This is a genomic window from Kitasatospora sp. NPDC054768, from assembly GCF_053612025.1.
Map to the genome: position 1 here is coordinate 23,359 of NZ_JBSHBN010000046.1, position 21,810 is coordinate 45,168.

Genomic DNA, 21,810 nt, shown 5'->3' on the forward strand with positions numbered 1-21,810 from the left:
ACCGTAACGGTAAAAGAGTTCCGCCGCCGGGGGAAGCCCGCTGTCCTACTGCCATGACCTCTGCCGCGGTGCTTCCCTCCGCCGTCCGACGGCTGCTGCCGGCCGACCCCCTGCTGCGCAGGCTCGCCCTGATGAGCCTGGTGAACACCGTCGGCAACGGTCTGTTCGTGACCGTCGGCGTGCTGTTCCTGACCCGCTCCGTCGGCCTGACCCCGGGCCGGATCGCGCTCGGGCTGAGCGCGGCCGGCGTCTGCGGGGTGTTCGCCGGGCTGCCGATGGGCCGGCTCGCCGACCGGGTCGGCAGCAAGCGGCTGCTGATGGTGGTCGGGCCGCTGGAGGCGCTCGCCGTGGTCGGCTACGCCTTCGTGCACTCCTTCGCCGCCTTCGTCGCCCTGGCCTGTGCGGCCACGGTGCTGGAGCGCGGCGCGGCGGCGGTGCGCAGCGCCCTGATCGCCCGGACGCTGCCGGCCGAGAGCCAGGTGCGTTCACGGTCGCTGCTGCGCTCGGTGATGAACGCGGGGCTGGTGGTCGGGTCCGGCGGCGCGGCGCTGGCGCTGCAGTCCGACAGCTACGCCGGGTACGTCACCGTGATGGTCCTGGACGCCGCGAGCTTCCTGGGTGCGACGGCGCTGCTGGCCGGCCTCCCCGTCCGTGACCTGACGGTCGGCCGGGACGGTGCCCCGGAGGCCGCCGCGGGACGGCGGACGGTGCTGCGCGACCGCCGCTACCTGCTGGTCACCGTGCTGCACGCGCTGCTGGAGCTCCAGCTCCCGGTGCTCACCGTGGGGATCCCGCTGTGGGTCGTGCTCGCGACGGACGCGCCGGCGGCGGTGGTCGCGGCGGTCAGCGTGGTCAACTGCCTGCTGGTGGTGGTGTTCCAGGTCCGGGCGAGCCGGGATGTGGACGACGTTCCGTCGGCGGCCCGGGCCTGTGCCCGGGGCGGCCTGCTGCTGGCGGGCGGCTGCCTGCTCTACGCGGCGGCGCAGTCGGGCCCGGCCGCGGTCGCCACCGCGGCGATCCTGGTCGGCGCCCTGGTGCACAGCCTCGGCGAGCTGCTCACCTCGGCGGGCGGTTGGACGCTGAGCCTGGACCTGGCCGATCCGCGTTCCCACGGCGAGTACCAGGGCGTGTTCATGAGCGGCCAGGCGGCGGCCCACGTGATCGGCCCGCTGGTGATCAGCCTGACCGTGGTCGACCACGGCGTGGTCGGCTGGGCCGTCCTGGCCGGTGTGTTCGTCCTCGCGGGCGCCGCTCTCCCGGCCGCCGTCCGGTACGCGGAGCAACCGGCCGCCGCCCGCTGACCACGAACCCTGGTCAACCGGCCCCGGTCAACGGGCCCTGCTCCGCGGCCCCGGTCAACGGCCCCCGGTCAACGGGCCCGGTCAAACGAGACCCGAACCGCGGCCCCCGATCGTCCGGCCCGCTTCCCACGGGGGTGGGAGCGGGCCGGAGGCACGCCGCGGCCCCGGATCCTCGCCGTGGATCCGGGGCCGGGGTCCGCACACCCGTCGGGGTGTGCGGAGTCCGGGGGCGCACCGTCCCTGGGCGCTCCCGGAGTCAGGGGTGGGCATCAGAGCGGACGGGCCGCCAGTTCGCGGGCGGCGCGCGCGCAGTCGCGCGCGATCCGGTCCTCGTCGACGGTGGTCAGGCGCCCCTTCTCGACCACCGCGTTGCCGTTGACGAACACCACCGACAGCGGCGGGAGCGCCCCGAAGGTGAGCGCGGCGACCGGGTCGGCGATGGACGAGTGCATGATCCCGTCGATCTTCCACAGCGCCAGGTCGGCGAGCTTGCCGGCCTCGATCGAGCCGATCTCGTCCTGCCGGCCGAGCACCCGGGCGCCGCCCATGGTGCCCAGGCGCAGTGCCTGCCGTCCGGTCAGTGCGGTGGGGGAGCCGTGCAGGCGGTTGATCAGCAGCGCGTTGCGCAGCTCCGTGCCCAGCTCGCCGGATTCGTTGGAGGCGGTGCCGTCGACGCCGAGCCCGACCGGGACGCCGGCCCGGAGCATGTCGGGCACCCGGGCGATGCCGGCCGCCAGGCGGGCGTTGGAGGACGGGCAGTGGGCGACGCCGGTGCCGGTCTCGGCGAACTTGGCGATGTCGGAGTCGTTCATGTGCACGCAGTGCGCCATCCAGACGTCCTCGCCGAGCCAGCCGACCGACTCGAAGTAGTCGGTCGGCCCCATGCCGAACAGCTCCTTGCAGAACTGTTCCTCCTCGGCCGTCTCCGAGCCGTGGGTGTGCAGCCGGACGCCCTTGCGGCGGGCGAGTTCGGCGGACCGGCGGAGCAGGTCGGTGGAGACGGAGAAGGGGGAGCAGGGCGCGATGGCGATGTGCAGCATCGAGCCGAAGGAGGAGTCGTGGTACCGGTCCACGGCGGCCTCGGAGGCGGTCAGGATGTCGTCCAGTTCCTCGACCGCGTGGTCCGGCGGCAGTCCGCCGTCCTTCCGGGAGCGGTCCATCGAGCCGCGCAGCGCGGTGAAGCGCAGGCCGAGTTCCCGGACGGCCTCGATGGAGGCGCCGAGGACGTCGCCGCCACCTTTCGGGAAGACGTAGTGGTGGTCGGAGGCCGTGGTGCAGCCGGACTTGAGCAGTGCGGCGGCGGAGCCCTGGGCGGCGGCGTGCACGAGCTTGTCGTCGATCCGGGCCCAGGTCGGGTAGAGGGCGACCAGCCAGTCGAACAGGATGTGGTCCTGGGCCAGGCCGCGGGTGATCCACTGGTAGAAGTGGTGGTGGGTGTTGACCAGGCCGGGGGTGATCAGGTGGCCCTCGCCGTTGATCCGGCGCACCACGTTGTCCAGCCACGCGGGGGCGGGGCCGTCGCCCACCGTCTCGATGGTGTTGCCGAGGACGACCACGTGGCCGCGGGCGTACTCGGTGTCGTTCGCGTCCACGGTGGCGATCGCGGCGTTCTCGATCACGATCCGCTGGTCGGCGGGCGGGGGCTGGACTGCCATGGTGTGACTCCTTGGGGGAGGGCCGGGAAGGGCCGGGGGAGGGCGCGCACCGCACGGTGCACGCCCCTCCCGGGCCGGTCAGGACGGTGTCGCCGTCGGTACCGTCGCGCCGGGGCCTGGCCGGACCGGGACCGCGGGCGGCTCCGACGTGGTGGAAGAGCAGGTTGAGCAGGACGGCCATCACGCAGCCGGCCGAGATCCCCGAGTGCATCAGGGTCCGGACGGCCTCCGGGAAGGAGTCGTAGAACGTCGGCACGGCGATCGGGACGATGCCGACACCGAGCGAGACCGACACCAGGATGGTGTGCGAGCCGGACTCCATGCCGGCCTCCGCGAGGGTGCGGATGCCGCTGGCCGCGACCGTGCCGAAGAGCACGATCCCGGCGCCGCCGAGGACGGGCTGCGGAACCAGGGAGACGACCGAGCCCAGCACGGGGAACAGCCCCAGCAGGACCAGGATGCCTCCGCCGGCCGCCGCGAGGCAGGCACGAACTCCGGTGGGTGGGGGGTGGGGGTGGAGAAACCGCTGGTGCGGACGGAACCGCTGGAGCGGATGGAACGGCTGGTGCGGGTGGAACCGCGGGAGCGGTTGCCGTGGATGGAGCGGTCCGCCCGCACCCGACCGGTCCGTGGGGGCCGGAGGTGCGGCGATTTCCGGGCGGCGTCCACCGGGTGGGGGAGGTCAGGCGACCGGGATGACCGGGACGACGCCCTCGCGGTGCACGGTGCCCTCGATCAGGCCGTACATGCGGTCCGCGGCGAAGTAGACCTCGTTGTCGTTCTTGAGGCCGAACGGTTCCAGGTCGACCAGGAAGTGGTGCTTGTTCGGCAGTTCGAGGCGGACCTCGTCCACCTCGGCGCGGTTGTTGAGGACCCGGGTGCCCATCGCGTGCAGGGTCTGCTGCAGCGAGTAGGAGTAGGTCTCGGCGAAAGCCTCCAGCAGGTGCCGCCTCACCCGGGTGTAGGAGCGGTTCCAGTGGGGCTGGGCCTCGCCGTCCTTCCCGCTGTAGCCGAACTTCCAGCGGGCGGTGACCTGGGTGGCGAGGATGCGGTCGTACGCCTCCTGGAGGGTGGTGTAGCCGTCCTTGATGTAGCCCCAGAACTCCGAGTTGGTGGAGTTCATGACGACGAGGTCCTTCAGGCCGGAGACGACCTGGACGGACTCCCCGTCGTAGACGATCTCGCTGGTGCGCACCTCCTGGCCGCTGCGGACGAAGGAGTGGCCCACCTCCTCCGAGCCGATGAAGCGGGCCGAGCTGTCCGGCGTCCTGATCCGGTCCCAGGCGTACTCCTCGATCCGGATCCGGGCGCTGTGCACGACGCCGCGCTCGGTGTCGTCGACGAAGTGGCGCGCCAGGAGGATGCCGAACGCCTCGGCCGACTCGATGCCGTGCTCCTTGGCGAAGGCGTAGACGGTGTTCTTGGTGGTGTCGGTGGGGAGGCAGTTGGCGTTGGACCCGGTGAGGTGGACGTCCTCGAACTCGCCGCGGAGCGAGACCGAGACGTTCAGGTCCTTGATCTCGTGCCGGGAGGAGTCGCGGTGGATCCGGACGATGCGGTTCTCCGCCTTGCCGTACTGGTTCTGACCGAGCACGTGGGCCATGACGTGGCTCCTAAGCTTTTCAAGGTCGGTCCACTAGCTTCCGCGGTAGACCGAGTATCCGAACGGGTTGAGCAGCAGCGGCACGTGGTAGTGGTGCTGTTCGGGCGCGACCGTGAAGACGATCGAGACCTCGGGGAAGAACGGCGGTTCGGCGGACTTGAGCGCGTGGTACGCGCCGGTGCCGAAGAGCAGCCGGACGACCGAGCCCGCCTCCACGGCCGGCAGGTCCGCGACCCGGCCGTCGGAGTCCGTGGCGGAGGTGCCGAGCACCTGCCAGCCACCCTCGGTGTGCAGTGCGAGCTCGACCGGGACGCCTTCGGCCGGCCGGCCGAGGCTGGTGTCGAGCACGTGGGTGGAGATGCCGGTCATGGGTGAAGTGGCCTTACTGATGGCGGAGGTGATGATGCGTCAGATTTTCGCTGGGATTCCCGGGAAGGTTCGGTGCGACAGCATGTGACGGTACGTCAGAAAGTGTCGAGCAGGCGGTCGAGCCGGATGTCGTTGATCTTGCGCAGCTCCTCGCGGACGGTCTCCGCCTCGGCGGCGGCGTCGTTGGGGTGGCGCTCGCGCAGGGCGGCGAGCATGCCGACCGCGGTGCGGCCGGTCGCGCAGATCAGGAACACGTGGCCGAACTTGGCCTCGTAGGCGGCGTTGGCCTCGCGCAGTTCGTCGAGGACCGCCTGGTCCACGCCCCGGATCCCGGCCTGTTCGCGCTCGGAGGTGGCGTCGCCCGCCACGGGCGTGCCGATCCGGGCGTGTCCGGCCATCGCGTCGCGCAGGTCCTCGGTCGTCAGCGACGCCATGGCCGCCGCGTTGGCGGCGAGCAGGGCCTCACGGTCGGACCACGGCTGGGCCGCCGCGACCGCGGCGGCCCAGCGGGGGCTGGAGCACACCTCCAGCAGGATCTCTTCCAGCTCCGCGGCGTCGGCCGCGGCCAGGGCGTCAAGGGCGTGGGGGTGGTTGGTCACGGGTGGACCTCCTGAAGAGTGGTGCCACCCGGACAAGCTAGATCGACCCCACCCGGCCGTCAACACTTTGTTGAACTGTTGGTGGTTACGTTTTGAACCGGGCCGCGATGCCGGGCCCTTTCGTGTGCGATTCGCCAAGTGTGCCCCGCCGCAGGCCGATCCACTCCTGCCGTGCCGGCGGGGTCACCCGTTCGGAAGCCCCCGGGGCGGGGGCCCGCACGTGCCCCGGAGGGCGTCGAACCGGGGCGTCAGGACGGCTTGGCGCCGTCCTGGCGATTCAGGTAGTTGTACACGGTGAAGCGGCTGACGCCCAGGGCGGAGGCGACGGTCTCCACGCCGTGGCGGACGGTGAAGGCGCCGCGCTCCTCCAGCAGGGCGACGACCCGCTGCTTCTCCAGCCGGTCGAGCCCGGCCAGCGGGCGGCCGTCGAACTGGCGGGTCATCTCGGTGAGCAGCCGGTCCAGCGCGCTGCCCAGGTGGGGCAGTCGGACGGCCAGGGCCGGGACGCCCTCCCACTCCAGGACCACGTCGTCGGGCTTCGCCTCGTCCAGGGGGACGGGCGTCGCGCCGACCGCGGCCAGCAGTGGCTTCACCGCCGCGGCGAGCGGGTGTTCCACGTTCTCGGTCACGGCGTACCGTCCTCCTCGCCCAGCACGCTGACCTGGACCGAGATCCGGGTCGCCCCGGCGTCCAGGGTCTCCCTGAGCAGCTTGGTCACCGCCGCGAGGACCTGCTCGGCCCCGCCCTCGGCGCCGGTGCCGAAGGGGCCGACCGACACGGCCAGGCCGGCCTCGTCGACGACCTTGCGGGCCGCCGCGGCGTGCTCCGGGAACGTGTCCAGTTCGAACGGTTCTGTCGTGAACTCCACCATCAATCGCACGGGGTCACTGTAGCGAGCGGGGGTGCGGGCGGGCAGGGCCCGGGTGATCGAACAGTCCGGCCCCGGGCGGCGGCATGCCCATGAGGCGGCTTCAACAAATTGTTGCGACTCCCTTGACGCTCGCTCGGCGGGCCGGAAATGCTTCCATCACACAGAACCCCTCTTTCGGATCGTGGAAGTTGCGGATGAAGGAAGAGGGAAGAGAGGTGAGCGACGTGACGGCGGCAGCCCAGCACGGCTTCACGGTCAACCTGTCGATCCTGTTCGGCGAACTGCCGCTCCTGGAGCGCCCCGCCGCGGCCGCCGCGGCCGGCTTCACGGCCGCCGAACTGTGGTGGCCCTTCGGGGCGGAGCACGACCCCTCGCAGGCCGAACTGGACGCGCTGCGCAAGGCGTTCACCGACGCCGGCGTACGGCTCACCGGCCTGAACCTCCTGGACGACCTGAGCCGGGGCGCCCGCGGCACCGTCTCGGTGCCGTCCGAGCGGGACCGCTTCCGCGCCAACCTCCCGGTCGCCGCGGAGCTCGCCGCCTCGCTCGGCGCCACCGCGCTCAACGCGCTGTACGGCAACCGGGCCGAGGGCGTCGACCCGGCCGAGCAGGACGCGCTCGCGCTGGAGCACCTGGTGCTCGCCGCGCGGGCCGCGCACGGGATCGGCGCGATCCTGCTCGTCGAGGCCCTGAACAAGGACGAGTCGCCGCACTACCCGCTGGTCTCGGCCGCCGCCGCCGTCGAGGTCGTCGACAAGGTCAACGCCGCCACCGGCCTCGGGAACGCCAGGTTCCTCTGCGACCTGTACCACCTGGCCAGGAACGGCGAGGACCTGCCGGCGGTCATCGACGCGTACGCCGACCGGATCGGCCACGTGCAGATCGCCGACCACCCGGGCCGCAACGAGCCCGGCACCGGCGACCTGGACTTCGAGGACCTCTTCGCCAGGCTCACGGCCGCGGGTTGCAGCGGTTCGATCGGCCTGGAGTACCGCCCCTCCACCGGCGTCAGCGCCGACAGCTTCGGGTGGCTGCCGCGCGAGCTGCGCGCCGTCGGGTAGCCGGCCGCGCGGCGGAGTCGATGAGCGCCGCCGAGCCGCATGCCGCCGGCGTGCGCGCCGCCGAGCCGTGTGCCGCCGACGTGCGCGCCGCCGAGCCGCATGCCGCCGACTCGCGCGGCGTCGCCGGGCCTCGCCGGGCCTCGCCGCCGACCCACCCGACCTCCCACCCGCACACGTAAGGAAACTCGACGCGATGAGCCGCAAGATCGCCTTCATCGGCCTCGGCATCATGGGCAGCCCGATGGCCGCCAACCTGGTCAGGGCCGGCCACCACGTCACCGGCTTCAACCTCACCCGGCCGCCGATCGACGCCCTGGTCGCGGCCGGCGGCCACGGTGCCACCAGCATCGCGGACGCGGTGAAGGACGCCGAGGTGGTCATCACCATGGTCCCGGCCGACCCGCAGGTCGAGCAGGTCGTCCTGGGCGAGGGCGGGGTGGTGGAGAACGCCGCGCCCGGCGCCCTGGTGATCGACATGTCCTCGATCACCCCGCAGACCTCGATCAAGGTCGAGGCCGCCGCCGGGGAGAAGGGCGTCCGCACCCTGGACGCCCCCGTCTCCGGCGGCGAGGCCGGTGCCGTCGAGGCCGTCCTGTCGATCATGGTCGGCGGCGCCGCCGAGGACTTCGCCGAGGCCAGGCCGCTGTTCGACGCGCTGGGCACCACGGTCGTCCACGTCGGCCCGGCCGGCGCCGGCCAGACCGTCAAGGCCGCCAACCAGCTGATCGTCGCGGTCAACATCCAGGTGCTCGCCGAGGCCGTCGTGTTCCTGGAGAACGCCGGCGTCGACCTGGCGGCCGCGCTGGACGTGCTCGGCGGCGGCCTGGCCGGCTCCACGGTGCTCAACCGCAAGAAGGCGAACATGCTGAACCGCGAGTTCGCCCCCGGTTTCCGGATCGACCTGCACCACAAGGACATGGGCATCGTCACCGACGCCGCCCGCGCCGTGGGCGCCGCGCTGCCGGTCGGCGCCGTGGTGGCCCAGCTGGTCGCCTCCGCCCGGGCCAACGGCGACGGCTCGCTCGACCACTCGGCGCTCCTGCGCGGCGTCGAGCGGCTCTCCGGGCGCGGGGCCGCACAGGGCGGGTCCGACCGGCCCTGATCCCCGGGGGCTCCCTCGCGGAGCCCCCGGCCCGAGCTCCTCCTGGCGGCGTGTACCCATTCCGGTCGTGCCCGCGCCGCCAGGAGGCCAGGCCCGGCCGGCGTGCGGGCCGGGGCTCATCCGTCCGCCCGCCGGCCGCCCCGGCCCGGGCACTGGCCCCCCGGGACACCCGGGCCCATGCTGGACGCACACCGCAGAGCCACCGCCGGACCCGTACGGAAGCGAGGACCGCACCATGCCCGCCATCCCCCACCAGGGCCATGTGGTCGTCGCCCCCGACAAGTTCAAGGGCAGCCTGGAGGGCGCCGAGGCGGCGGCCCGGATCGCCGCCGGCATCCGGCGTGCCGCGCCCGGCACCGAGGTGCGCGAACTGCCCGTCGCCGACGGCGGCGAGGGCACCCTGGCCGCCGCGCTCGCGGCCGGGTTCGACCGGGTCCCGGCCAAGGTGGCCGGCCCGACCGGCCTGCCGGTGGACGCCGCGCTGGCCGTCCGGGACGACACCGCCGTGGTCGAGCTGGCGCAGGCCTCCGGCCTCGCCCGGCTGCCCGGCGGTCGCGCCGCCCCGCTCACGGCCGGGTCCTACGGGGTCGGCCAGCTGATCGCCAGGGCGGTCTCGCTCGGCGTGAAGCGGATCGTGCTGGGCCTGGGCGGCAGCGCCGGTACGGACGGCGGCGCCGGCATGGTGCAGGCGCTCGGGGTACGGCTGCTCGACGCCGGCGGCGCCGAACTGCCGCCCGGCGGCGCCGCGTTGCGCCGGCTCGCGGAGATCGACCTCGGCCCGCTGGCCGAGGCCCTGGGCGGGGTCGAGGTCGTGGTGGCCTGCGACGTGGACAACCCGCTGCTCGGCCCGCGCGGCGCCCCGGCCGTCTACGGCCCGCAGAAGGGCGCCGACGGCGAGGACCTGGTGGTGCTGGAGGAGGGGCTGACCCGGTTCGCCGACCTGGTGGCCGAGGCCACCGGGCGGGACCTTCGGGAGGCGCCCGGCGCCGGCGCCGCGGGCGGGGTGGGCTTCGCCGCCCTGGCCCTGCTCGGCGCCACCATGCGCCCGGGCATCGAGCTGCTGCTCGACCTGTTGGGCTTCGACGGGGCCGTGCGCGGGGCACGCCTCGTCGTGACCGGCGAGGGCTGCCTGGACGCGCAGACGCTCCACGGCAAGGCCCCCGCCGGAGTCGCCGCCGCGGCCGCCCGGGCGGGGGTTCGGGTGGCCGCCGTGGCGGGCCGGCTGGAGCTCTCCGAGCCCGAGTGGCGGGCCGCCGGTTTCACCGCCGCGATCGCCCTGACCGATCTGGCCGAGCGGCCGGGGGAGAGCATGACCAGGGCCGGTGAGCTGGCCGAACTCGCGGGGGAGAGGCTGGCCGGCGAGCTGCTGCCGGGCTGAACCCCGGCACGTACCGGACCGTCCGCGGGCCCGCGCCTCACGCGTTCAACCATTGACGTTTTGTTGAAGGCGGGCCTAGGCTCCCGGCAATCCTTCGCCTCCACCCTGCTCCACCACCCTCGACTCCCAGGTTTCGGAGGTCCCCCATGCCTTTCGGCCGGCCCACGGTGATCCGCTCCCGCCGGGCGGTCCTGCCCGACGGCGAGCGCCCCGCGGACGTGCTGATCCAGGGCGGGACGATCACCCGCACGGCCCCGCACGGCTCGCTGGCGGCCGCCGGGGGCGAACTCGTCGACCTCGGTGACACCGCCCTGCTGCCCGGCCTGGTCGACACCCACGTGCACGTCAACGAGCCCGGCCGCACCGAGTGGGAGGGCTTCGCCTCCGCCACGCGGGCCGCCGCGGCCGGTGGCGTCACCACGATCATCGACATGCCGCTCAACTCGATCCCGCCCACCACCACGGTGGCGGGGCTGGCGCTCAAGCGGAGGACCGCCGAGGGCCAGGCCTGGGTCGACCTCGGCTTCTGGGGCGGCGCCGTCCCCGGCAACGTCGCCGACCTCGAACCGCTGCACCGGGAGGGCGTGTTCGGCTTCAAGAGCTTCCTCGCCCCCTCCGGGGTGGACGAGTTCCCGCCCGTCGAGGCCGCGGACCTGGAGGCGGCGCTGGCGGAGCAGGCCCGGATCGGGGCGCTGGCGATCATCCACGCCGAGGACCCGGCCGTGCTCGCCGCCGCCCCGCAGCAACCCGGCGTCCACTACCGGGACTTCCTGGCCTCCCGGCCCGCCGGCGCGGAGACCGCGGCGGTCGCCCGGCTGCTCGACGCGGCCCGGCGCACCGGCGCCCGGGTGCACGTCCTGCACGTCTCCTCCGCCGCCGTCCTGCCGCTGCTGCGGCAGGCCCGCGAGGACGGCGTACGGGTGACCGCCGAGACCTGTCCGCACTACCTGACGCTCGCGGCCGAGCAGGTGCCGGACGGCGACACCGCCTTCAAGTGCTGTCCGCCGATCCGCGACGAGTCCAACCGGGACGCGCTCTGGGAGGCCCTGGCGAACGGCGAGTTCATCGCCGTCGTCTCCGACCACTCGCCGTCCACCCCCGATCTCAAGCTGCTGCCCGAGTACGGTGGCAGCGGCGACTTCGCGGCCGCCTGGGGCGGCATCGCCTCGCTCCAGCTCGGCCTGCCGGCCGTCTGGACCGAGGCCCGCCGCCGCGGCCGCACCCTGTCCGACGTGGTGCGCTGGATGGCCGCCGGACCGGCCGAACTGGTCGGCCTCACCGGCACCAAGGGCGCCATCGCCGCCGGTCACGACGCGGACCTGGTCGCCTTCGACCCCGAGGGCGGCTTCGCCGTCCGGGCGAGCGGGCTGCACCACCGCAACCCGGTGACCCCCTACGCCGGCCGGACCCTCACCGGCGCGGTGCGCACCACCTGGCTGCGCGGCCGCGAAGTGGACCCCGCGGCCCGCCCCTTCGGCCGGCAGCTCGCCCGGCCCCGATCCCGTCCCACCACCACCCCGCCCGTACGCGCCTGAAGGAGAGTCAGTGACCACTGCCGACACCCCGAGTGCTCCCTTCACCGAGCTGGTCGACCTGGCCTCCCGACTGCTCGGCGCGGGCGTCGTCGCCACCAACGAGGACACCTTCGCGGACGCCGAGAACCTGCTGGTCGCCAAGCCGGCCGAGTTCCGCCCGCACACCTTCGGCCACAAGGGCCAGATCATGGACGGCTGGGAGTCCAAGCGCCGTCGCGGGGTCTCCGCCGAGCAGCCGCACCCCACCGACGAGGACCACGACTGGACGATCGTGCGGCTCGGCGTCGCCGGGGTGGTCCGCGGCGTGATCGTGGACACCGCCCACTTCACCGGCAACTACCCGGAGTCCGCCTCGGTCGAGGCCGCGTCCGTCCCCGGCCACCCCTCGCCCGAGGAACTCCTGGGCGCCGAGTGGACCACGATCGTGCCGCGCACCGCGCTGAGCGGCGACACCGCCCACGAGTTCGCCGTCGCGGACGGCACCCGTTACACCCATGTGCGGCTGAACATCTTCCCGGACGGCGGCGTCGCCCGGCTGCGGGTGCACGGCGAGGTGCTGCCCGACCCGCGCGAACTGGACGGTCTCACCTTCGACCTGGCCGCCCAGGAGTACGGCGGCGTGGCCGAGGCGGCGTCCGACCGCTACTTCTCCTCCCCGCACAACCTGAACGCTCCCGGCCGTGCCTCCGTCATGGGCGACGGCTGGGAGACCCGGCGTCGGCGCGACAAGGCCAACGACTGGGTGCAGATCGCCCTGGCCGGGGGCGGTGAGGTCCTGGCCGCCGAAGTGGACACCTCCTGCTTCGTCGCCAATGCCCCCGGCTGGGCCGACCTGATCGGCTTCGACGCCTCGACCGGGGCGGACCCGGCCGACGGCGAGTGGTTCGAACTCCTGCCCCGCACAAGGCTCCAGCCCGACACCCGGCACCGCTTCCGGCTCGACGCCGGCCGCCCGGTGACCCACGTGCGCATCAACGTCCACCCGGACGGCGGCCTGGCCCGCCTCCGGCTCACCGGCCGCCTCACCGGGGCCGGCCGCGCGGCCCTCGCGCTGCGCTGGTTCAACGCCCTCCCGGCCGCCGAGGCCGTCGCGGCCCTCACCGGGGCCGGTGCCGCCGCGCAGGAGGCCGCCGCGCTGACCGCCGCCCGTCCCGCGGCCGACCCGGTGACGGCCGCGACCGTCGTCCGGAGCCTGTTCGGCGGCTGACGATCCGTCGGCTTCCTCGCCCGGAGCCCGTGGAACCCATGGAACCCGTCCGGGCGGGGATCTGACGATACGTCATTCACGCCTCGGCGCACCGCCCTACGGCGTGGTGGAGCGCAACCTCGCCCACTTCCACGCCGCGGACGAGGAGTTCGGCGCCCGGCTGGCCGCCGCCGTCACCACCCTGCGGGCGGGCGACGAGGGCTGAGCGCCGGCGGCGGGCCGGCCCACCATCCGCACCACCGTCCCCACGGCCGCCGGGCCCGCACCCGGCGGCCCCGCGGGCGGGCTCCTCCCCCCTGGGCAGTGGGGGAGGGGCCCGCCGCGTCGTCCCAGGTCGGGCGGCGGGGCGCCACGGATTGTCCACGGATATGCACGGACGGCAGCCGTCGGAGCCGCCGGGTCGATAGGCTGGTGGGTGCCCGCGGTCGCTCCGTGGGGGGACATCGGAAGGGGACGACATGTCGACACCAGCCCCGGGTCGTCACGCCGCTTTGGACCAGGGCCCGACGGGCTCGTTCACCTCCCTCCAGCACGCCCTCAGACTGCTGGAGGCGGTCGACCGCCACCCCGACGGTGCCACCCTGGTGGCCCTCGCCCGGGAGACCTCGCTCGGGCTGCCCACCGTGCGCAGGCTCGCCGAGATCCTGGAGGTCGAGGGCTATCTCCAGTGCCAGGACGGCGGTTGGCTGCTGGGCGGCACCTTCGCCCTGCTCGGCCAGCACAACCGGGAGCAACTGGTGAAGGCCCGGCTCAACCGCAAGCTCGCCGAACTCCGGGACGAGCTGGGCGCCGCCGTGTACTTCAGCCGGTACCACGACGGCGAGTTGTCGGTGGAGGCGGTCTCGGCCGCCGACTACGCGCCGGCCGTGCAGGAGTGGGTGGACTTCCGGGCCACCGCGCACGCCAGCGCGATCGGCAAGTGCCTGCTCGGTCAGCTGGACGCGGACGCCCGGCGGGACCACCTCTCCCGGCACCCGGTCGCCCGGCTCACCTCCCGCACCGTCACCGACGCCGACCAGCTGATGCACCGGTTGGAGCGGCAGCCGGCCACGGTGCCGGTGCTGGACATCCAGGAGTACGCGCTGGGCACGGTGTGCGCGGCGGTGCCGATCACGGCGGGCAGTACGGTCGGCTGCCTGGCCACCTCGATGCCGGCGGACAGTGTCCACAAGCTGAAGGCGGCCGCCGAGCTGCTGGCGGCCCGGGCGGCGCCGCTGATGCTGGCGATGGCGGTCTGACGTCAAGCCGGCGGTCGCGCACACGAGTTCGAGGAGGCCCTGCCGGGAGACCGGTGGGGCCTCCCGCGTTTCCCGTGGTGGCCGCCGGTGCGCGGCACTTATTAGACTCGATGTCGATAAGGGTGGCCGAACCCCTTGTCCTGACCGCTACCCGCGAGTACGTTTCCCTGGAGCCGAGCCGCCGCCCCCAGGTCAGGAGGGCCTGCCATGCCCCGTTCCACCCCCGTCCCCGCCCTCGCCGCCCCCGCCGCGCGCGTGCACGACAGCCTCGTGCTGGAACCCCGGGACGTCCGCTTCGACTGGGCCCAGCTGCCGCTGCACTGGATCCCGGACGAGCCGATGGCCACCCACGTCATCAACGTGCTGCACCTGCTGCTGCCCGAAGGGGAGCGGTGGTTCGTCAAGGTGTTCAAGGAGGCGCTGCCGCTCATCCGGGACGAGCAACTGCGCGAGGAGGTCCTCGGGTTCATCGGACAGGAGGCCATCCACGCCGAGGCGCACCAGGAGGTCCTGGACCACCTGCTCGGCCAGGGGCTCGACCCGCGGCCGTACGTCCGGCAGATCTCCTGGCTGTTCCAGCGCGTCCTCGGCGACAAGCCGGGCCTGACGCCGGACCGGCGGCGGGAGAACGTCATCGAGCGGGTCGCCTTCATCGCGGCGATCGAGCACTTCACCGCCTTCCTCGGCAACTGGGCGCTCAACTCCCCGGGCCTGGACCGGGCCAAGGCCGACCCGACGATGCTCGACCTGCTGCGCTGGCACGGCGCGGAGGAGGTCGAGCACCGCAGCGTCGCCTACGACCTGATGGTCCACCTGGACCCGGGCTACCTGCGCAGGGTGCGCGGAATGGCGGTCTCCGGGCCGCTGCTCGTCCACCTCTGGGTGCGCGGCGCCCGCTTCCTGCTCGCCGCCGACCCCTCCCTCGAAGGCCGGCTCAAGCCCACCTGGCGGGAGGCCGGCCGGATCGCCAGGCGCGGACTGCTGCCGGACCCGGTCAAGTCGATCCGCTCCGGACTGCGCTACCTGCGACCGGGCTACCACCCGACCCAGGAGGGCTCGTCCAGCCAGGCGCTGGGCTACCTCGCCACCTCCCCGGCCGCCCGCGCGGCCGCCGGGCGCTGAGCCCGGTCCCTCTCCCACCCACCCCGAGGACCCCGCCGGATGGACCAGCTCACCCCGCCCCCCGACCTCTACGGCCGCCCCCGCACCGACGGCTTCATGCGCCGGCTCACCGCCTTCGGCGACCGCTACTCCCCGGCCCTCGGCGGCCCGCTGCTGCGCCGCAACCCCCGCCGGCCGCTCAGCCGCCCCACCCCGCCGCTCCAACTGGTCGTCGCCGAGCGCCGCCGACCGGCCGTCGACGTCGTGGAGCTGCTCCTCGCCGACCCCTCCGGCGGCCCGCTGCCCGGCTGGCAGCCCGGCGCCCACCTGCGCCTCGTCCTGCCCTCCGGCCGCGAACGCCACTACTCCCTCAGCGGCGACCCGGCCGACCGCACCGGCTACCGCATCGCCGTCCGGCGGCTGCCCGAGGGCGGCGGCGGATCCGTCGAGGTCCACGACGCCCTGCACCCCGGCACCCGGCTCACCGCCCGCCGCCCGCGCAACGGCTTCGCCTTCTGCGCCGAGCCCGCCGTCCTCCTGCTGGCCGGCGGCATCGGCATCACCCCGCTGCTCCCGATGGCCCGCGAGGCGCAGCGGCACGGCCTGGACTGGCGCCTGGTGCACGTCGGCCGCAGCGCCGACACCCTCCCGTACACGGACGAGCTGCGCGCCCTCGACCCGCGCCGGGTGGTGCTGCGCACCGACGACGAGCACGGCGGCGTCCCCACCGGAGCCGAACTGCTCGCCCACGCCCCGCGCGGCGCCGCCGTCTACTGCTGCGGCCCGGCGCCGATGCTCACCGCCGTGCAGCGCGCCCTGGACGCCTCCCCGGCCGCCTCCCTGCACTTCGAGCGCTTCGGCGCCGCCCCGGTCACGGACGGCGAGCCGTTCGCCGTCCGCCTCGGCGCCGACGGTCCGGACCTCGACGTCCCCGCCGACCGCTCCGCCCTCGACGTGCTGCGCGAGGCCCGCCCGGACCTCCCGTACTCCTGCCACCAGGGCTTCTGCGGCACCTGCGAGGTCCGGGTGCTGGCCGGCTCGCCCGACCACCGGGACCGCCGCCTCACCCCCGAGCAGCGTGCCGCCGGCGCCCTGCTGCCCTGCGTCTCCCGGGCCGCCGAGGGCGAGACCCTCGTGCTCGATCTCTAGAAGGAGCCCTCTCCATGGCGAAAGCGACCCCCGCCTTCCGCTACACCGAGCGCGACCTCGCCCGCTTCCGCGAGACCCAGCAACTCGCCTACGCCTGCGCCGAACAGGTCGCCGCCTGGATCGAGCCGGGCGTCACCGAGCGGCAGGCCACCGCGGAGCTGCGCCGCCGCCTGGTCGCCGCCGGGGTGCAGGACTTCTTCCACGTCCCCTTCGCCTGGTTCGGCGACCGGACGGCGTTCCGGCACTTCCACACCCCGCTGCAGTTCTTCGCCGGCAACCGCCGCCTGGAGGAGGGCATGCCGTACGTGCTGGACTGCGCGCCCGTGATGGACGGCTACACCGCCGACATCGGCTACGGCGGCAAGGTCGGCGAGAACCGGGTCTGGGACCGCCTGGCCGCCGACCTGAAGGTGTACCGCGAGCTGATCCTCGCCGAGGTGCGGGCCCGCAGGCCGCTCGCCGAGGTGTACGCGGCGGTGGACGCCCAGATCGCCGCGCACGGCTACGACAACCGCCACCAGGTCTACCCGGGCCGGGTGATCGGCCACCAGGTCACCCGCACCACCGCGCGCGGTCCGGCCGGGGTGAACGTCCTCGGCTTCGGCGTGCGCACCCTCCAGACCCTCGGCCGCGAGCTGATCTCCGAGCGGCTGCACGGCCGTTCACCGCTCTGGGCGGACGGCCGGTCGTCCCGGCACGCGCCCACCCCGGGCCTGTGGGCGGTGGAGCCGCACATCGGCTTCCGGGGCGTGGGCATCAAGTTCGAGGAACTGCTGGTCGTCACCGAGGACGACGCCTACTGGCTCGACGACGACCTGCCGCACGTCCGCCGCTGGACCGCCGGGACCGGGCAGACTGCCACCGGGCAGGCCGTCACCGAGCAGGCGGCCGTCCCGACCGCCGCCGAGCCGACCACGGCCGAGCCGACCGCCCTCCCCCCGACCACCCTGGAGGCCACCCGATGACGAGCCCGACGAAGCGTCCGGCGCAGCCCCCGGCGGCGCCCCCGGTCCGCCGCCGGACCGTCCGCTCCGGCGGCCTCCCGCTCGCCGTCTTCGAGCAGGGCGACCCGGACGCCCCCACCGTCCTGCTCGTGCACGGCTACCCCGACACCCACGCCGTCTGGGACGACATCGCCGCCGACCTCGCCCGCGACCACCACGTGGTCCGCTACGACGTGCGCGGCGCCGGGGAGTCCGCCGCCCCCGCCGACCGGTCCGGTTACCGCCTGGAGCACCTCGCCGAGGACCTGTTCGCCGTCGCCGACGCCGTCAGCCCGGACCGCCCGGTGCACCTGGTCGCCCACGACTGGGGCTCGATCCAGTCCTGGGAGGCCGTCACCGAACCCGGCGCCGGGCGCCGGATCGCCTCGTACACCACCCTGTCCGGCCCCAGCCTGGACCACATGGGCCACTGGCTGCGCCACCGGGTGCGCCGCCCCACCCCCCGCCACCTCGGGCAACTGCTGCACCAGGGCCTGCACTCCTGGTACATCACCGCCTTCCACCTGCCCTACCTCGCCCCCGGCGTCTGGCGGCTCGGCCTGGCCCGGGCCTGGCCGCGGGTGCTGCGCGACCTGGAGCACGTCACCCCGCGCGCCGACCACCCGCAGTCCACCCTGCGCCGCGACGCGGTCCGCGGCATCGAGCTGTACCGGGCCAACTTCCGCCCCACCCTGGGCAGTCCGCGCGAGCGGCCGACCGAGGTGCCGGTCCAGCTGATCACCCTCACCCGGGACCGGTACGTCGGCACCTACCTCTCCGAGGGGCTGGAGCGCTGGGTGCCCGATCTGACCCGCAGGACGCTGCACGCCGGCCACTGGTCGGCGCTGCTGGAGAAGGGAGCCATCGTGGCCGGGATGGTCCGCGAGTTCACCGCCCGCATCGACGCGGGGCGGGCCCGACCGGCCGGGGACGACGGCCGGCTGGTCGTGGTGACCGGCGGCGGCAGCGGCATCGGCCGGGCCACCGCGCTCGCCTTCGCCGAGGACGGCGCCCGGGTGGTGGTCTGCGACCTCGACCTCGCGGCCGCCGAGCGCACCGCCGAACTCGCCTCGCTGATCGGCCCGAAGGCGCACGCCTACCGGGTGGACGTCTCCGACGGCGCCGCGATGGACGCCTTCGCGCAGACCGTCGCCGCCGAGCGCGGGGTGCCCGACGTCATGGTCAACAACGCCGGCATCGGCCACTCCGGGACGTTCCTGCAGACCACCGAGAAGGAGTGGCAGCGGGTCCTGGACGTCAACCTCTGGGGCGTGATCCACGGCTGCCGCGCCTTCGGCACCCTGATGGCCGACCGCGGCCAGGGCGGCCACATCGTCAACGTCTCCTCCGCCGCCGCCTACCTGCCGTCCAAGGCGCTCACCGCCTACGCCACCAGCAAGGCCGCGGTGTTCATGCTCTCCGACTGCCTGCGGGCCGAGTTCGTCGGCCACGGCATCGGCGTCTCCACCATCTGCCCGGGCATCGTCAACACCAACATCACCCGCACCTCCACCTTCTCCGCCACCACCTCCACCGAGCAGGCCGCCAAGCAGGCCCGCGCCGCGAAGCTCTACGCCCGCCGCGGCTTCCCCCCGGAGAAGGTCGCGAGCGCCATCCTCACCGCCGTCCGCACCGGCAGGCCCGTCGTCCCCGTCACCCCCGAGGCCAAGGTCGCCCGTTTCCTCTCCCGCCTCAGCCCCGGCCTGCTCCGCCTCGCCGCCCGCCTCAACCTCACCTGACCGGGTGAACATCGACTGATCAGGGCATACGGGCCTGTGATATCAAGTACCGTCGATATTGATATCGCAGGCTCGCTCCGCTTGGGAGGCCGACCATGGCCCGTACCGTGATAGACGTCAACGACGAACTGCTGGCCGAGGCCGCCGAGATCCTTGGTACGACGACCAAGGTGGCCACCGTCAACGCCGCCCTTGAAGATCTCGTGAAGCGCCGCAAGCGTGAGACTTTCATGGACTGGCTCGCCGAGGGCGGACTGCCTGACCTCACCGGACCGGTGGAAAAGGGATGAGCGAGCGCTTCCTGATCGACAAGTCGGCTTTCGCTCGCTTCTCCAAGCCGACGGTCAGGTCGGTCCTCAGGCCGAGGATCGTCAGAGGACTCGTCGCCATCTGCGGCGCTGTCGAACTGGAGATCATGCACAGCGCCCGTTCCAAGGCCGACGCCCTTCGGATCCGGGAGGGCCTGAGCGGCTTCGACTGGCTGCCCACGCCCGACGAGGTGTGGGACCGCGCCATCGAGGTGCAGGCCCTCCTGACCTCGTCGGGCAACTGGCGGGCGCTGTCGGTGCCGGACCTCGTCGTCGCGGCCACCGCCGAGCGTCACGGGGCCACGGTGCTCCACTACGACGGTGACTTCGACATGATCGCCGCGGTCACCGGCCAGCCCACCGAGTGGGTCGTGCCTCCGGGATCGGCGGACTGACGGATCAGGCGGCCGGGCACCGTCCGCCCCGGCGGGCGGGGGCCGGCCGGGGCTGTGAGAGCATCGAGGTCCATGGAGATGACAACGGCTCTGTGGTCCTTCGCCCTCGTCGTGGGGCTGCTCACCCTCACCCCCGGTCTCGACACCGCGCTGATCCTGCGGACCTCCGCCCTGGGGCGGCGCCGGCAGGCGTGGGGGGTCGTGCTGGGGATCCAGACCGGGACGCTGCTCTGGGGGACGCTGACCTCGGCCGGGGTGACGGCGCTGCTGACCGCCTCGCAGGTCGGGTACGAGATCCTGCGCTGGGCGGGCGCGGCGTACCTGGTGTGGATGGGCATCGGGATGCTGCGCAACCGGGGCGGCGAGGCGGCGGCCGAGGAGGAGCCGGAGGACGGCGGGTTCGCGCACGGCTGGCGGCGGGGCACGCTGACCAACCTGCTGAACCCCAAGGTCGGGGTCTTCTACGTGGCCGTGCTGCCGCAGTTCATCCCGGCCGGGGCCCCGCACTTCGCCGCCGGTGTGGCGCTGACCTGCGTGCACGTCGTGGAGGGCCTGCTCTGGTCGACGGTCCTGGTGGGCTTCGCCCAGGTGCTGCGCGGCTGGCTGCGCCGCCCGGCCGCCCGGCGGCTGATGGACCGGGTGACCGGCGCGGTCGTGGTGGGCTTCGGCGTGAAGCTGGCGCTGAGCGACTGACGTCCCTCCGTGCTCAGCCGCCGGGCCGCTCAGCCGCCGAGCCGCTTGAGCCCCTCCATGAGTTCGTCGGCGTTCATGCAGGGGCGGATGTCGACGGTGGCGTTGAGCTGAAGCCAGAACGGCTCGGCGAGGGACGGGATCGAGGCCTCGTCCGTGATGTCGACGACGAAGATCATGGCCCGGTGCCCGTTGCGGCTGAGGAAGTAGGCCGCCTCCGGCCTCCCGCCGTGCCGGTGGCCACGCAACGTGCGTGGTACCGGAGCCGATCCCGGTTCAGGCCGCGTGGGGGCGGGGTGCCGGGCCGTCGGCCGGGCGACCCTCGTCACCCTCCGTTCCCGTCCGCGGCAGGTCGTGGTGGATCGGCCCGTCCGAGGCGCTCAGCGGCAGGCAGCTGCCGCCGCGCCGGTGGGCGACGATCTCGGCGGCGACCGAGACCGCCGTCTCCTCCGGGGTGCGCGAGCCGAGGTCGAGGCCGATCGGGGAGCGCAGCCGGGCGAGTTCGGCCTCGGTGATCCCGGTCTCGCGCAGCCGGGCCACGCGGTCCCGGTGGGTGCGGCGCGAGCCCATCGCGCCGACGTAGCCGACCGGCAGTCGCAGGGCGCGCTCCAGCAGCGGGATGTCGAACTTGGCGTCGTGGGTGAGTACGCAGAGCACGGTGCGTCCGTCGATCCGGCCGAGCTGGGAGTCCAGGTAGCGGTGCGGCCAGTCGACCACCACCTCGTCGGCGCCGGGGAAGCGACGGGCGGTGGCGAAGACCGGCCGGGCGTCGCAGACGGTCACGTGGTAGCCGAGGAACTTGCCGATCCGCACGACCGCGGCCGCGAAGTCGATCGCCCCGAACACCAGCATCCGCGGCGCCGGTACGTACGACTCGACGAAGCAGGTGACGGTGCCCCGCCCGTGTTCGTCGCAGGGGCGGCCGTCGAGGCCGAGCACGAGCCGGCCGGTGCGTCCGGCCTCCAGCATCGCCCGGGCCCGGGCGACGATCGCCCGCTCCAGCCCGCCGACCGTGGAGGGCGTCGGGGAGAGCGCGCCGGTGACGTCGTCGGCGGTGACCGCCAGCACGGCCCCGACCAGGCCGCCCGGCCCGGCGATCACCCGGACCAGCGCCACCGGGGTGCCGGCCGCGATGCGGGCGATCCCGACGTCCAGCCCGGCGTCGGCCCCCGGCACCACCGGCTGGACGAACACGTCCAGGACGCCGCCGCAGGTCAGACCCACCGCGAAGGCGTCCTCGTCGCTGTACCCGAAGCGTTCCAGCGCCGGCTCGCCGCTCGCGATCGCGGCCTGGCACAGCTCGTACACCGCGCCCTCGACGCATCCGCCGGAGACGCTGCCGACCGCCTCGCCGTCCGCGTCCACGGCCAGCGCCGCCCCGGGGTCGCGCGGTGCGCTGCCGGAGACGCCGACGACGGTGGCCACGGCGAAGGAGCGGCCGGCCGCGTGCCAGGCCCGCAACTGCTCGGCGATGTCCTGCATGGGGGCTCCTTACACGGTTTCGACAGTAGCGGGAGACGCCGCCG

General features: G+C 74.0%; 22 protein-coding genes and 1 pseudogene. 14 read left to right on the forward strand and 9 right to left on the reverse strand.

Annotation, left to right across the window (positions count from 1 at the left end; all coding sequences use genetic code 11):
• Positions 1-53: 53 nt before the first annotated feature.
• A complete protein-coding gene (locus tag ACWGKU_RS16640; RefSeq protein ID WP_401055359.1) occupies positions 54-1,301 on the forward strand; it encodes an MFS transporter in 1,248 nt (415 codons plus the stop codon).
• A 269-nt stretch (positions 1,302-1,570) separates the two neighbouring features.
• Here ACWGKU_RS16640 and ACWGKU_RS16645 read toward each other — a convergent pair whose 3' ends face one another.
• From ACWGKU_RS16645 to ACWGKU_RS16675, 7 genes and pseudogenes are all read right to left on the reverse strand, one after another.
• The gene (locus ACWGKU_RS16645) at positions 1,571-2,956 is read right to left on the reverse strand and encodes an 8-oxoguanine deaminase (RefSeq protein ID WP_452177456.1); all 1,386 of its coding nucleotides are present in this window, start codon (positions 2,954-2,956) and stop codon (positions 1,571-1,573) included.
• 310 nt (positions 2,957-3,266) lie between these two features.
• Positions 3,267-3,389 (reverse strand): annotated as a pseudogene (locus ACWGKU_RS16650) (solute carrier family 23 protein); the annotation flags it as partial.
• A 249-nt stretch (positions 3,390-3,638) separates the two neighbouring features.
• Positions 3,639-4,559: a factor-independent urate hydroxylase gene (gene pucL / locus ACWGKU_RS16655; protein WP_401052017.1), complete on the reverse strand. Its 921-nt coding sequence runs from the start codon at positions 4,557-4,559 to the stop codon at positions 3,639-3,641.
• A gap of 33 nt (positions 4,560-4,592) precedes the next feature.
• Positions 4,593-4,928: a hydroxyisourate hydrolase gene (gene uraH, locus ACWGKU_RS16660; RefSeq protein ID WP_359911797.1), complete on the reverse strand. Its 336-nt coding sequence runs from the start codon at positions 4,926-4,928 to the stop codon at positions 4,593-4,595.
• A gap of 95 nt (positions 4,929-5,023) precedes the next feature.
• Positions 5,024-5,527 carry a 2-oxo-4-hydroxy-4-carboxy-5-ureidoimidazoline decarboxylase gene (uraD, locus tag ACWGKU_RS16665; protein WP_401052014.1) on the reverse strand — a complete coding sequence of 168 codons (504 nt, stop codon included), beginning with the start codon at positions 5,525-5,527 and terminating at the stop codon, positions 5,024-5,026.
• A gap of 248 nt (positions 5,528-5,775) precedes the next feature.
• Entirely contained in the window at positions 5,776-6,156 is a 381-nt protein-coding gene (locus ACWGKU_RS16670; RefSeq protein ID WP_452177457.1) for a helix-turn-helix domain-containing protein, read from the reverse strand.
• Positions 6,153-6,407 carry a thiamine-binding protein gene (locus ACWGKU_RS16675; protein ID WP_359911788.1) on the reverse strand — a complete coding sequence of 85 codons (255 nt, stop codon included), beginning with the start codon at positions 6,405-6,407 and terminating at the stop codon, positions 6,153-6,155. Before ACWGKU_RS16675 ends, ACWGKU_RS16670 begins: the two co-directional genes overlap by 4 nt.
• 206 nt (positions 6,408-6,613) lie before the next feature.
• On the opposite strand from ACWGKU_RS16675, the gene ACWGKU_RS16680 reads away from it, so the two are divergent.
• From ACWGKU_RS16680 to ACWGKU_RS16740, 13 genes are all read left to right on the forward strand, one after another.
• Complete coding sequence (locus tag ACWGKU_RS16680) at positions 6,614-7,459, forward strand: TIM barrel protein (protein WP_452177458.1); 846 nt, start codon at positions 6,614-6,616, stop codon at positions 7,457-7,459.
• 193 nt (positions 7,460-7,652) lie between these two features.
• A complete protein-coding gene (locus tag ACWGKU_RS16685) occupies positions 7,653-8,561 on the forward strand; it encodes a 2-hydroxy-3-oxopropionate reductase (RefSeq protein WP_452177459.1) in 909 nt (302 codons plus the stop codon).
• Between the two features lie 235 nt (positions 8,562-8,796).
• Entirely contained in the window at positions 8,797-9,939 is a 1,143-nt protein-coding gene (locus tag ACWGKU_RS16690; RefSeq protein ID WP_452177460.1) for a glycerate kinase, read from the forward strand.
• A 146-nt stretch (positions 9,940-10,085) separates the two neighbouring features.
• Positions 10,086-11,474: an allantoinase AllB gene (allB, locus tag ACWGKU_RS16695; RefSeq protein WP_452177461.1), complete on the forward strand. Its 1,389-nt coding sequence runs from the start codon at positions 10,086-10,088 to the stop codon at positions 11,472-11,474.
• 10 nt (positions 11,475-11,484) lie between these two features.
• Positions 11,485-12,681: an allantoicase gene (gene alc / locus ACWGKU_RS16700; RefSeq protein WP_452177462.1), complete on the forward strand. Its 1,197-nt coding sequence runs from the start codon at positions 11,485-11,487 to the stop codon at positions 12,679-12,681.
• A gap of 458 nt (positions 12,682-13,139) precedes the next feature.
• Positions 13,140-13,919 (forward strand): IclR family transcriptional regulator, encoded by a 780-nt coding sequence (locus ACWGKU_RS16705; RefSeq protein WP_380547145.1) that lies wholly within the window; start codon positions 13,140-13,142, stop codon positions 13,917-13,919.
• Between the two features lie 207 nt (positions 13,920-14,126).
• A complete protein-coding gene (locus ACWGKU_RS16710; protein ID WP_452177463.1) occupies positions 14,127-15,041 on the forward strand; it encodes a metal-dependent hydrolase in 915 nt (304 codons plus the stop codon).
• 39 nt (positions 15,042-15,080) lie between these two features.
• Entirely contained in the window at positions 15,081-16,169 is a 1,089-nt protein-coding gene (locus tag ACWGKU_RS16715; protein ID WP_452177464.1) for a PDR/VanB family oxidoreductase, read from the forward strand.
• 14 nt (positions 16,170-16,183) lie between these two features.
• Entirely contained in the window at positions 16,184-17,134 is a 951-nt protein-coding gene (locus ACWGKU_RS16720) for a M24 family metallopeptidase (protein WP_452177465.1), read from the forward strand.
• A complete protein-coding gene (locus tag ACWGKU_RS16725) occupies positions 17,131-18,891 on the forward strand; it encodes an SDR family oxidoreductase (protein ID WP_452177466.1) in 1,761 nt (586 codons plus the stop codon). Before ACWGKU_RS16720 ends, ACWGKU_RS16725 begins: the two co-directional genes overlap by 4 nt.
• Positions 18,892-18,986: 95 nt before the next feature.
• Positions 18,987-19,181 carry a type II toxin-antitoxin system VapB family antitoxin gene (locus tag ACWGKU_RS16730; RefSeq protein ID WP_401046265.1) on the forward strand — a complete coding sequence of 65 codons (195 nt, stop codon included), beginning with the start codon at positions 18,987-18,989 and terminating at the stop codon, positions 19,179-19,181.
• Entirely contained in the window at positions 19,178-19,594 is a 417-nt protein-coding gene (locus ACWGKU_RS16735) for a PIN domain nuclease (protein WP_359911749.1), read from the forward strand. The genes ACWGKU_RS16730 and ACWGKU_RS16735 overlap by 4 nt, the downstream gene beginning before the upstream one ends.
• A 72-nt stretch (positions 19,595-19,666) precedes the next feature.
• Positions 19,667-20,287: a LysE family translocator gene (locus tag ACWGKU_RS16740; protein WP_359911746.1), complete on the forward strand. Its 621-nt coding sequence runs from the start codon at positions 19,667-19,669 to the stop codon at positions 20,285-20,287.
• Positions 20,288-20,316: 29 nt separating this feature from the next.
• Here the strand turns inward: ACWGKU_RS16740 and ACWGKU_RS16745 are convergent, their stop codons facing one another.
• Together ACWGKU_RS16745 and ACWGKU_RS16750 are read right to left on the reverse strand one after the other, a co-directional pair.
• Complete coding sequence (locus tag ACWGKU_RS16745; RefSeq protein WP_401055064.1) at positions 20,317-20,532, reverse strand: hypothetical protein; 216 nt, start codon at positions 20,530-20,532, stop codon at positions 20,317-20,319.
• Between the two features lie 28 nt (positions 20,533-20,560).
• Positions 20,561-21,766 carry an XdhC family protein gene (locus tag ACWGKU_RS16750; RefSeq protein WP_452177467.1) on the reverse strand — a complete coding sequence of 402 codons (1,206 nt, stop codon included), beginning with the start codon at positions 21,764-21,766 and terminating at the stop codon, positions 20,561-20,563.
• Between the last annotated feature and the right edge of the window lie 44 nt (positions 21,767-21,810).

Coding starts and splice junctions, on each gene's coding strand:
- ACWGKU_RS16640 (WP_401055359.1), top strand. CDS start 54: ATGACCTCTGCCGCGGTGCTTCCCTCCGCCGTCCGACGGCTGCTGCCG.
- ACWGKU_RS16645 (WP_452177456.1), bottom strand. CDS start 2,956: ATGGCAGTCCAGCCCCCGCCCGCCGACCAGCGGATCGTGATCGAGAAC.
- pucL (WP_401052017.1), bottom strand. CDS start 4,559: ATGGCCCACGTGCTCGGTCAGAACCAGTACGGCAAGGCGGAGAACCGC.
- uraH (WP_359911797.1), bottom strand. CDS start 4,928: ATGACCGGCATCTCCACCCACGTGCTCGACACCAGCCTCGGCCGGCCG.
- ACWGKU_RS16685 (WP_452177459.1), top strand. CDS start 7,653: ATGAGCCGCAAGATCGCCTTCATCGGCCTCGGCATCATGGGCAGCCCG.
- ACWGKU_RS16690 (WP_452177460.1), top strand. CDS start 8,797: ATGCCCGCCATCCCCCACCAGGGCCATGTGGTCGTCGCCCCCGACAAG.
- allB (WP_452177461.1), top strand. CDS start 10,086: ATGCCTTTCGGCCGGCCCACGGTGATCCGCTCCCGCCGGGCGGTCCTG.
- ACWGKU_RS16705 (WP_380547145.1), top strand. CDS start 13,140: ATGTCGACACCAGCCCCGGGTCGTCACGCCGCTTTGGACCAGGGCCCG.
- ACWGKU_RS16710 (WP_452177463.1), top strand. CDS start 14,127: ATGCCCCGTTCCACCCCCGTCCCCGCCCTCGCCGCCCCCGCCGCGCGC.
- ACWGKU_RS16715 (WP_452177464.1), top strand. CDS start 15,081: ATGGACCAGCTCACCCCGCCCCCCGACCTCTACGGCCGCCCCCGCACC.
- ACWGKU_RS16720 (WP_452177465.1), top strand. CDS start 16,184: ATGGCGAAAGCGACCCCCGCCTTCCGCTACACCGAGCGCGACCTCGCC.
- ACWGKU_RS16725 (WP_452177466.1), top strand. CDS start 17,131: ATGACGAGCCCGACGAAGCGTCCGGCGCAGCCCCCGGCGGCGCCCCCG.
- ACWGKU_RS16730 (WP_401046265.1), top strand. CDS start 18,987: ATGGCCCGTACCGTGATAGACGTCAACGACGAACTGCTGGCCGAGGCC.
- ACWGKU_RS16735 (WP_359911749.1), top strand. CDS start 19,178: ATGAGCGAGCGCTTCCTGATCGACAAGTCGGCTTTCGCTCGCTTCTCC.
- ACWGKU_RS16740 (WP_359911746.1), top strand. CDS start 19,667: ATGGAGATGACAACGGCTCTGTGGTCCTTCGCCCTCGTCGTGGGGCTG.
- ACWGKU_RS16750 (WP_452177467.1), bottom strand. CDS start 21,766: ATGCAGGACATCGCCGAGCAGTTGCGGGCCTGGCACGCGGCCGGCCGC.